A 9891-nucleotide genomic window follows, 5' to 3' on the forward strand; every position below is an offset into this window, starting at 1 on the left:
ATCAACGGCACGGCCGCACTGCATCTTGCGCTCTGTGGCGTGGGCGTCGGGAGTGGAGACGAGGTGATCACACAGGCGCTCACTTTTGTCGCGACGGCCAACGCAATTAGCTACTGTGGTGCAGTCCCGGTCTTTCTGGACGTGGACCCTGACACCATGGGGCTCTCCGCCGAGGCCGTTGAGGCATTCCTGCACGCGACTGCAGAGCAGGGGGCTGACGGTGTACCTATCAACCGCGTGACAGGTCGGCCGATCCGCGCTTGTCTGCCGATGCACACGAACGGCCATCCCGGCGACATGGAGCGGCTCGCTGCGGTATGTGCGCGCTGGGGTGTGACACTCATCGAGGATGCTGCTGAAGCACTTGGCAGTTTCCGTGGTGAAAGGCATGCAGGCCTTGCCGGCCGCTGTGGCACGCTGAGTTTCAACGGAAACAAAGTCATATCAACCGGTCAGGGCGGTGCAATCATCACAAATGATGCAGAGCTCGCGCAGCGCTTGCGGCACCTTGCTGCTACCGCGAAGCGTAATCATCCGTGGCGATACGAGCACGATGCGATCGGCTTCAACTACCGCTTGCCCGCTCTCAATGCAGCACTTGGCATAGCGCAGCTCGAACGTCTACCAGCACTGCTCGACAGCAAACGCGAAATCGCGGACGCCTATATCACTTGGTTCGAAGCGCGTGGCCTGACGCCGATCCGCGAGCCGCAAGGGGCAAAGGCAAACTACTGGTTCAATGCGTTTCTGACCGGGTCGTTGGAAGCACGAGATATCGTCCTTGAGCGCACGAATGAGCAGGGCGTGATGACACGGCCGCTCTGGAACCCGCTTAACACGTTGCCGCCCTACCGCACCTGTCAGTGTGGCCCCTTACCCAATACGCAGTGGCTCTATGAGCGTCTTGTCAACGTACCGTCGACCCCAAGGATCGCATGAGCCCAGGTTAAGCAGAGTACACATTAGGTCTTTGGTCCATTACGCGAACGAGAATTCCAGACGCTTGTGTAGCGCCCGAATTCATGCAGCAAAACCGGCTCCATCAATGGTGTGAAGTCCTGCAAGCAAAACCCCTTAAGCGCCAAACGTGATGCCTGCTCACGCATCGACCGGGCATTGCCTTGTGAGGCTTTGTCATCGCTGAACCGTTCACTAAAAAGGTTACTCAATTGAACATCATTGATATCATCGGCCGCAGTGCGCCGCTTTTCAGCGACGATATTGCTAGCCACAAAGATGAGCTTGCCTCCCAAGTCGCCAACGCGAGCTTCCTTGTGATCGGTGGGGCTGGCTCAATCGGGCAGGCGGTGACTCGCGAGATATTCAAGCGCAATCCGCGGATCTTGCATGTCGTCGATATTAGCGAGAACAACATGGTCGAGTTGGTGCGCGACATTCGGAGCACGCTTGGCTATATCGACGGTGATTTCCGGACCTTCGCTATCGACTGCGGTTCCAATTCTTTTGAAGCACTCATGCGCTGGTCGGGTGGGTATGACTACGTCCTCAACCTCTCCGCCCTGAAACACGTCCGGAGCGAGAAGGACCCTTTTACGCTTATGCGCATGGTCGAGGTCAATATCCTCAACACGATCGCAACCCTGCAGCAAGCACGCACACATGGGGCCCAGAAATACTTTTGCGTCTCGACGGACAAGGCAGCCAATCCGGTCAATATGATGGGTGCAAGTAAGCGCATCATGGAAATGTTTTTAATGCGCGACAGTGAAAGCTTGCCGATATCGACCGCGCGCTTTGCAAATGTTGCTTTTTCCGACGGTTCTCTCCTGCACGGGTTCGAACAGCGGTTTTTGAAGCGACAGCCGATTTCTGCGCCGCGTGATGTGCGCCGCTATTTCGTCACGCCACAGGAATCCGGGGAATTGTGCCTACTTTCCTGCTTACTCGGTCAGAACAGAGAGATTTTCTTTCCAAAACTCAACGAAGAGCTTCACCTGACGAGCTTCTCGGAGATTGCCGAACGTTATTTGAGAGCGCGTGGCTTCGAACCTTGGCCTTGCGAAAGCGAGGATGCAGCACGCCAAGATCCAGAGGCAATGATCGCGCGTGGCCTCTGGCCATGCTTTTTCTTCGATAGCGATACGACTGGGGAGAAACCGTTTGAGGAGTTTTTCATGGACGACGAGGATGTTGATAAAGACCGCTTCGAAAGCATTGGCGTCATCCGCAACGCGTTGCCGGGGCAGGGTGATAATCTGGACATGTTCGTACGCCGGATTGCGGATATGCAACACCGCGGCAATTGGGAGCGACGCGAACTGGTAGAGCTCTTCGGAGAGATGCTTCCAGAGTTCGCTCATGCCGAAACTGGCAAATTCCTCGACGATCGGATGTGAGCGCACATTCTTGAAGGTCTCCGGCTACTTCGACTCGAATGTGTCTGGTACTTAAGCTGGATCGGGGCATCAGCAGACTAGTGTTCTTATACGTTCCCAATTTCCCAGCACAGGACGCCTCGCACTGAAATCTATCAGCCATTTTTCACCGCGTTCTCGGGCCAGAGACCTAGCTTCGAAGAGATGCAGGTAGCCCTGCAGTATAAAATCAACCGATCTCTGCAAGTCCTTCGTCTCCCGGGAGATCGAAAACCCATGTCCAAACAGAAAGAATGTCCCATGACAGGTCACGCCTCATGAGAAAACTCGATTTCACACGGATGGCGGATATTTTCTTTTCCGCGACCTTCATCCTGATTGTATTACCAGTCTGGCTGATTGTGATCCCGCTGTTGCGCTTCACGGGCGAAGGTGAGGTTTTCTATCGCCAGCCGCGCGTCGGTCGCGATAGGCACCATTTTGTCCTTCTGAAATTCGCCACGATGCTCAAGGACAGTCCGAATATGGGAACTGGGGACCTGACCTTGCAAAATGACCCCCGCGTGCTTCCGATGGGGTGGTTTCTGCGCAAAACAAAAATAAACGAACTGCCCCAGCTGATCAACGTTCTGAAGGGTGACATGAGCATAGCAGGCCCTCGGCCACAAACACCGCGTATCTTTGCACTCTATCCCGAAGACATTCAGAAAGATATCGTGCGGTTGCGGCCGGGCCTGTCAGGTGTCGGCGCGATCCTTTTTCGCGGCGAGGAGCATATGACCAATGCAGCCGAAGACCCCGCAAAATTCTATGCCGAAGTGATCAAGCCTTATAAGGGACGCGTCGAGCTCTGGTACCTCCACAACCAATCTTTGCTTTCTTACCTTTTGGTCATTTTTGTGACGGTTTGGGTAATTATCTTCTCCAAGAGCCGCTTGCCTTGGCGCGCCTTTCCGGGACTGCCGACACCACCTCCGGATCTTGCCCGATTTTGGGCTCGCGCCGATGCTTGAACCGCAGCTATCTAAAGAACGTCTGAAAAACCCGCTGCTTTCTGCATAATTTGGTTGCCTGCAGGCATCGACCGAAGGAGACCCTGCCGATGCCCAAACAGCCCGCTGTTCCCAGTCTTCGTGACGCGATGGAGAAGTACTTGACACGGCGCAAGACGTGTTGGGCAGAGAAGGAAGCGTTTGCAGTTGATGATCGAGCTGCACTACCCGAAGGTTTGGTTGAAAGGCGGGCGGCCACCAATGCCACTGAAGACGATGCTATGCATTTACTTTCTGCAGAATTGGTATGCTCTCAGCGATCCGATGGCCGAAGAGACGCTTTATGACCGTGAAGCCATGCGCCGGTTTGCTGGGATCGAGTTGGGGATGACCGGTCGGACTTGTTCGTCAGGGTGTTGCGCGCGTCAGGGAAACACACCTGCACATGAATGAACACGCAAGCTTGTTTTGCAGCAGTTGTGATAACGCAACTGTCAGACAGGTCGCTTTATCCATAGCGAAGATGCAATCTAGGTCCAGACATTGTGTTCAGCCTTCTCAAGATAGCGCGGAGAATGTTCACGGACTTCCAGCCTCCGGCCCGCATGATGGCGGCGGTATCAACGCCGCGTGGGAGTAGATCCTGGGCAGCACCAACGCGCATTGAATGGCCGCTGAAGGCTGCGATATCCGCAGGGTCCAACCCAGCCTCTCGAGTGGCGTCCTTTACGATTTTTTTGACGATTGTTGCCTCCAGCGCACGATCGATCGGGCAGCCGTGATAGATGGGGCAGAACAGTGGTTGAATATTTTCGCCACGCCAGCCATTCGTTCACGAGGCGCGCGGTTTTCTGTGAGGTGAATGCGATCCGGCCCAGTCCGTTCTGGTCCACCTTGCTGCGCCGGATGAGCACGCGGAACGTCTGTGCGCAATGCGACCAGCTCGGATCGGCGGGTCAAAAGTTCATACCCCAATGCCAGCATCGCGCCGTTCGGAAATCCCCAAGGCGTATCGGGTTGCCCTGCGATAAATTGGTCGAGATAGGCTTTTGTCAGCCCCTTGGCCTGATTGGGACGCCCGGGCGAGGGAATAATTTTACCCCGTATCAGGCAAGAGTGGTCGCAGAGTTAAAGTTGGGCTCCGGTAAGAATGCAATGGTACAACCACGGATGTAATGCAAACAAACCAATTCCGACAGTCTCAACAGCCTGCCCGAGCGGGTTTCAACAATCAGGAAAACAATTGATCAAGGTAGTGTCCATGATTGACCTCATAGGTTTTCTGCAGTCTGATCGGGATTAACCTTGAGAAGTCCAGTCATACATCACTTATTGTATCCAAAAGATTAAAAGGGTATGTCTTTGGACTAGAACAATTTCAGTGACTGACTTAATCAGTTGGGTCTAGACTAAAAAAATATCCGATGCCTGAGAATAGGTCATTGGACACTATATCTTACATCAGGTGGAATGAAGTTACCATGAACGTTGACCTTGAGCGACTGAGTTTAGAAGAGCTTAAAGAACTCCAAAAAAATCTTGCATCGGCTATCGAGAGCTATAAATCACGACAGCTTAAAGAAGCGCGCGCCGCTCTTGAAGAAAAAGCACGAGAACTCGGTGTCTCGATTGACGAAGTCTTCGCGGACAAAGTGCGAAAGAAGAAAGCCAAGGCAAAGTACCGGCATCCTGAAAACGCTTCGCTGACTTGGAGCGGAAGAGGTCGTCAGCCGAAATGGTTTATCGAGTTAACTTCAAGCGGAATGGCCGAGGAAAAATTATTAGTCTATTGATCCGGTCAGATGTCGTGCTCGGTTTCGCGCTCTCTTGGGAAATACCACGAAGACGGACGGCTTGAGAAGGTCTGCTAGAGGTGGTCCTTGTTCTTCGACCACTTTGCAGCCCAGTTAAGGTGGATCAGGGTTTCATGTCAGGCTGCCATTCTCATGGGTTCTGTTTTGCTCACATAGGCCTCGTCTTGGGTCAAGATGCCGTGGGTCGAGTGCGATCGTTCGGCGGTGTAATAGGCCAGCCATTTTCCGAGGCCGGTGCGGGCCTGTGACCCGGTCTCAAACCTGTGCAAATATACACATTCGTACTTGAGGGACCGAGAGTGTCCGACCTTTTGTGTATGAGTAATTTGGCCCATGCTTCACCAACGAAGGAGCATGACGACGATGACGATTTCCAAAGAATTACTGGACGAGCTGCTTAGCGGCGTTGAACGACCTGAGGATCTACTGGGCGACAAAGGCCTGATGAAGGAACTCAAGGTCCGGCTGATGGAGCGGATGCTGGGTGCTGAGTTGACCGAGCATTTGGGCTATGAACCGCATGGTGAACCCGACAGTCAGCAGACCAACCGGCGCAATGGGGCGACCCGTAAAATGCTGAAGGGCAATGACGGCGCTGTGCCCATCGACATCCCACGCGACCGAGACGGGAGCTTTGAGCCGGAGCTGATTAGGAAGGGCCAGACCCGGATCGACGGCATGGATGACAAGATCATCGGGCTTTATGCGGCGGGGCTCTCGACCCGCGACATTCGTGCTCACCTCGAAGAGGTCTACGGCCTGAAGGTGTCAGCCGACCTTATCAGCCGTGTCACCGACGCTGTTTTAGAGGAGGTGTCTGACTGGCAAAACCGCGCTCTGGAACCGATGTACCCCATCGTTTTTCTCGATGCGCTCCGTGTCAAAATCCGCGACGCAGAAAGCCGTCAAGTCAAAAATAAGGCCGTTTACGTGGCCCTGGGCGTTACCCCTGAAGGCGAACGTGAGGTTCTGGGCCTGTGGATCGCCAACAACGAAGGGGCCAAGTTCTGGCTCTCGGTGATGAACAACCTGCGCAACCGCGGCGTCGAAGACATCCTGATCGCCGTAGTGGACGGCCTAAAAGGCTTCCCTGATGCCATCAACGCAGCGTTTCCTGAGACGACCGTCCAGACCTGTATCGTGCATCTGGTGCGCCACTCGCTGAACTTCTGTGGATGGAAGGATCGCAAGTTTGTCGCCAAGGACCTGAAGCGGATTTACCAGGCCACCGATGACGTTGAGGCCGAGAAAGCCCTGGCCGACTTTGAGGCGGAATGGGGCCAGAAATACCCCTCCATCGCCCCGAGCTGGCGGCGCGCATGGCAAGAAGTGATCCCGTTCTTTACCTTCCCGCCAGCCGTGCGCAAAATCATCTACACAACGAATGCTATAGAAAGCCTGAACCGCGTGATCCGAAAAACCACCAAAACACGCGGCAGCTTTCCAACGGATGACGCCGCAACAAAACTGATCTACCTCGCAATTCGTAGCTTTGAGAAATCAGGGCGGTGCGTCAGAGAATGGGTTGCCGCACGAAACCAGTTCGCTATCCTATACCCAGAACGGTTCAACAGATGACCCGTCAAACCTGCATGGGCTGAGCCTCATACACAGAGTTTCGGATACTCCCGAGGGACCTCCATAGCCGCTCAATCATTCGGTTATTAATCCACCGCCCTTTGCCATCCATGCTGATCTTTACCTTCGCATCATTCAGCACGTCGATCCAATCACCACTGGTGGCGATCATATGACTGTCGGTTTGAAGATCTCGGCCGTGCCGTGTTTCGCCAGCGCCTCTTTCAGGGCTTCGATACAGAACGCCGTGTCCATGCTGTTGGCGAGCCGCCATGCCAAAACCTTGCGGCTGTACCAGTCCATGTTCGCCACGAGATACAGAAAGCCACGCCGCATCAGAATATCTGCGCACCAGACCTAGTTTGGACGGTCAATCACCACGTTCCGTAGCAAATATGGCCAGATCTTATGCTGCGGGTGTTTCTTGCTGGTATTCGGCTCTTGATAGATCGGCACCAACCGTATGAGGCGCATCAAACGGCGGACACGATGCCGCCCGCATGCGTGGTTGTTACACTTCATATGACGTGCCATTCGGCGCGAACCGTACCACGGCGTCTCCAAGAACTGCTTGTCGATGATAGCCATCAACTTCAGGTTCTCAGCACTCTCACCCTTCGGCTCATAGTAGAGACTTGACCGTGCTAGGGTCAGCAGCGCGCAATGGCGACGGACGCTTAACTTGTGATCCTTACGCACCATTTTTTGCCTCGCGTCCCGAGCAACTGGTGCGAGGCATTGGCCAAAAAATCCCGTTCCACCACAATCTGGCCAATCTTGGAATGCAGCTTATCGACTTCAGCCGCGCTTACCTGCTCCAGGGCTGTACTGCGGCGCGCAAAAGCTGTCGCCATGTTCTCTATCGCCGCGCGCTTCCAAGTGCTGATTTGCGTTGGATGAACATCGTACTGCTTGGACAGTTCCGCCAGCGTCAGCTCCTCACGGATCGCTTCAAGCGCATCTTTGGCCTTCAACTCAGGCGAATGGTTCGATCGTTTTTTCAGTCTGAATCACTTCTCTCATCATGCGATCCACCTTAACAACGGGTCCGAAATTCCGCGACCACCTCTGTGTGGGTTGGGTCGCGTGTCATTGGCCATCATGTTTGGCGGCGTTGCTCTAGGTATCGATGGCATGATTGGCGCGAGAGTCTTTGCAAGTTTGGATCCGTTCACCACAGTCAGAGTTGTGGCGAATGGCGCAGCCCTGGGCATTGTTCTGGCGACAATCCTGACGTGGGCGACGCGGTGGGCCCGGAGCTGGGGGCCGTTCTGGGTGGTCCAATCGCTCTGTTTGCCGCCGTTGCCCAATTTTTACCCTTGAAGCCGCTTGAATAGTCTAGCGGCAGGCCGCCAGCAGGCGGGGCGAGAAAAACATTCCCAAAACGATAAATTTTGCTGGTTTGCAGACATGAATCAGGGTACCGAGAAAAAATGAAGTGTTATAGATCCATCATCCTCATCTGCGCTCTGTTTCTGTCGCCGTTGGCAGTACACGCACAGACGTATGACTTTTCCATCAGTTATGTTGGTTTAGAGGACGTTGGGGGTGATGGTACGATCTCGGGTTTTTTGAACTTCGAAGACGGCTCAATTTCCACAAACGATATCTCTGGTCTTAATTTCACGTCGGGGGGTGTGAGCAGGGAAATTACTAACGTTAATCAATCAACTGCTGTACTCGGCGGAGGGAGCAGTGGTTCTACTCTAGGCCTTCTAAGTCTTGAATTCGAGACTGGGTACTCCGGCCAGACCTGGGTGATAGACGCCTCATATTCATACAGTCAGTTTGTAGAGAACAAAATTCGTATTGATGCGATTTTGGTGGGGGCGTCTCAGGGCGCTTTCTCCACAGTCACCGATTACACGCTCGGTGGGGCAACGGTCGACACAGGATCAGGTGATGTCACCAGTGGAGGTGAGCCCGTTGCAGTCCCTGAAATCAATGGTGGGAACCTCGCGCTTATTTCATTTATTCTCGGCACGTTGAGCTTGGTCTTGGTGGGTAGCAGGCGGCGTGTGGGATCAGGCCAGTCAGCCTTCGCATGATTGAGCGGGTCGTGTGCATTGGTTTTCATTGAATGCGCGGGTTTACTGAGTGCTAACACGCGATAGTTTTTAAGTACAGCTGCGGCAAGCCATCCCTCGTAAAGGTGGTCGGAGAAATTTTGATCAGTAGTTGAGGCGGATCGCATGTCGACAGAGACGATCCGCAGTGGTAAAGAGAAAGTCGCATACGCCTGAGTTCTAGGCGAAGGTCGCGTGCGATGCGAGAAGAGATGACGCTGGCCGAGCTGTATTCTGGTCGAAGATGCGGGACTATCTCTGTCATCTGGCGTTGACTTTGCTTCGCGTCCGCTTTTTCTGCTCAACAAGTCAGATGCGACGAAGATCTGGACGCCATGGATGAGATCAAGCTACTCAGGGTCGATTGAGATGGTGAGCTGTCGCATGTTGGTATCCTTTGTCGGTTTGCGAACCGTCTGATTACATAATGTATCAAATGAACGGCTGCTGACGCTTTGGATTTGTTGCGATGTGACGCGTCCGAAAACATAGTGAAGGCATGACTGTGGAAATCTTCGAACGCTCAAATACTCACCAATTTTGGAAACTGGAGTGACAGCTGCCGGTTTCAGCTCTGACCTCTGAAGCCTGATCGATACCCGTAAGCGGTGCGATTGTTCCCATGAGCGCGCCAGCGCAACAACTCATTGGTTCGCCGGAAGAGTACAGGAGCGTGCGGGGTCTGGTTTCCTGCGAGAGACGTGAGGCGCCTGTGGATTGCTGCAAAGCATCTCACCTTCACCAAACACGACTAAAAGGATCGCTATAGCAATGTTTCCATTCTTTCTGGATCGTTCTTTAACAGCTAAATTGATCCGCACCATCAGACAGTCGAATTGTGAGGTCAGTGATTTAGACAATCTCCTCACGCTCATGCGCCACTCCAGTGATCAACTACCCTACAGAGCTTTAGATCAGATACTGCGTCGCGCAGAACGCGCACAGTCGGGCAATTGCAATCAGGCAAACTGGGAAAGGCTCGAAAAATTGAAAAGATCGGCCTTGTGGCGTATGCAAAGAATCCATTTGGAAAGCCTCCCTTAAATCACTCGGCGGGGTGGGGCACAGATTATACATTGGCGCGCCGAGCGTAGTCTATCGGCGG

At 53.8% G+C, this 9891-nt stretch carries 9 protein-coding genes and 3 pseudogenes; 7 read left to right on the forward strand and 5 right to left on the reverse strand.

What is annotated here, in order from left to right; translation table 11 throughout:
• From VGP75_RS11270 to VGP75_RS11285, 4 genes and pseudogenes are all read left to right on the forward strand, one after another.
• A partial coding sequence (locus VGP75_RS11270) for a DegT/DnrJ/EryC1/StrS family aminotransferase (protein ID WP_327543756.1) occupies positions 1-939 on the forward strand: 939 nt, incomplete at its 5' end.
• 230 nt (positions 940-1169) lie between these two features.
• The gene (locus VGP75_RS11275; RefSeq protein WP_327543757.1) at positions 1170-2357 is read left to right on the forward strand and encodes a UDP-N-acetylglucosamine 4,6-dehydratase; all 1188 of its coding nucleotides are present in this window, start codon (positions 1170-1172) and stop codon (positions 2355-2357) included.
• Between the two features lie 296 nt (positions 2358-2653).
• Entirely contained in the window at positions 2654-3349 is a 696-nt protein-coding gene (locus tag VGP75_RS11280; RefSeq protein ID WP_327543758.1) for a sugar transferase, read from the forward strand.
• Positions 3350-3529: 180 nt separating this feature from the next.
• Positions 3530-3712, forward strand: a pseudogene (locus VGP75_RS11285) (transposase); the annotation flags it as partial.
• Positions 3713-3836: 124 nt separating this feature from the next.
• Here the strand turns inward: VGP75_RS11285 and VGP75_RS20620 are convergent.
• Positions 3837-4136: a tyrosine-type recombinase/integrase gene (locus VGP75_RS20620; protein WP_414727800.1), complete on the reverse strand. Its 300-nt coding sequence runs from the start codon at positions 4134-4136 to the stop codon at positions 3837-3839.
• Positions 4137-4809: 673 nt separating this feature from the next.
• Here VGP75_RS20620 and VGP75_RS11290 point away from each other — a divergent pair.
• Complete coding sequence (locus VGP75_RS11290; protein WP_327543759.1) at positions 4810-5121, forward strand: H-NS histone family protein; 312 nt, start codon at positions 4810-4812, stop codon at positions 5119-5121.
• A 173-nt stretch (positions 5122-5294) separates the two neighbouring features.
• Here the strand turns inward: VGP75_RS11290 and VGP75_RS11295 are convergent.
• A pseudogene (locus tag VGP75_RS11295) lies at positions 5295-5438 on the reverse strand (integrase core domain-containing protein); the annotation flags it as partial.
• 67 nt (positions 5439-5505) lie between these two features.
• Here VGP75_RS11295 and VGP75_RS11300 point away from each other — a divergent pair.
• Entirely contained in the window at positions 5506-6720 is a 1215-nt protein-coding gene (locus VGP75_RS11300) for an IS256 family transposase (protein ID WP_327543761.1), read from the forward strand.
• A 168-nt stretch (positions 6721-6888) separates the two neighbouring features.
• Here VGP75_RS11300 and VGP75_RS11305 read toward each other — a convergent pair.
• From VGP75_RS11305 to VGP75_RS11310, 3 genes and pseudogenes are all read right to left on the reverse strand, one after another.
• Positions 6889-7065, reverse strand: a pseudogene (locus tag VGP75_RS11305) (DDE-type integrase/transposase/recombinase); the annotation flags it as partial.
• A gap of 12 nt (positions 7066-7077) precedes the next feature.
• Positions 7078-7422 carry an IS3 family transposase gene (locus tag VGP75_RS20625; RefSeq protein ID WP_414727799.1) on the reverse strand — a complete coding sequence of 115 codons (345 nt, stop codon included), beginning with the start codon at positions 7420-7422 and terminating at the stop codon, positions 7078-7080.
• On the reverse strand, positions 7398-7724 hold the full coding sequence (locus tag VGP75_RS11310) for a transposase (RefSeq protein ID WP_327543762.1): 327 nt from the start codon (positions 7722-7724) through the stop codon (positions 7398-7400). Before VGP75_RS11310 ends, VGP75_RS20625 begins: the two co-directional genes overlap by 25 nt.
• A 429-nt stretch (positions 7725-8153) precedes the next feature.
• Between VGP75_RS11310 and VGP75_RS11315 the strand changes: the two genes are divergently transcribed.
• On the forward strand, positions 8154-8768 hold the full coding sequence (locus VGP75_RS11315; protein WP_327543760.1) for a hypothetical protein: 615 nt from the start codon (positions 8154-8156) through the stop codon (positions 8766-8768).
• The last annotated feature ends 1123 nt before the right edge of the window (positions 8769-9891 follow it).

The sequence above is a fragment of the Yoonia sp. genome, from assembly GCF_036007805.1.
In the GTDB taxonomy this organism is placed as follows: domain Bacteria; phylum Pseudomonadota; class Alphaproteobacteria; order Rhodobacterales; family Rhodobacteraceae; genus Yoonia.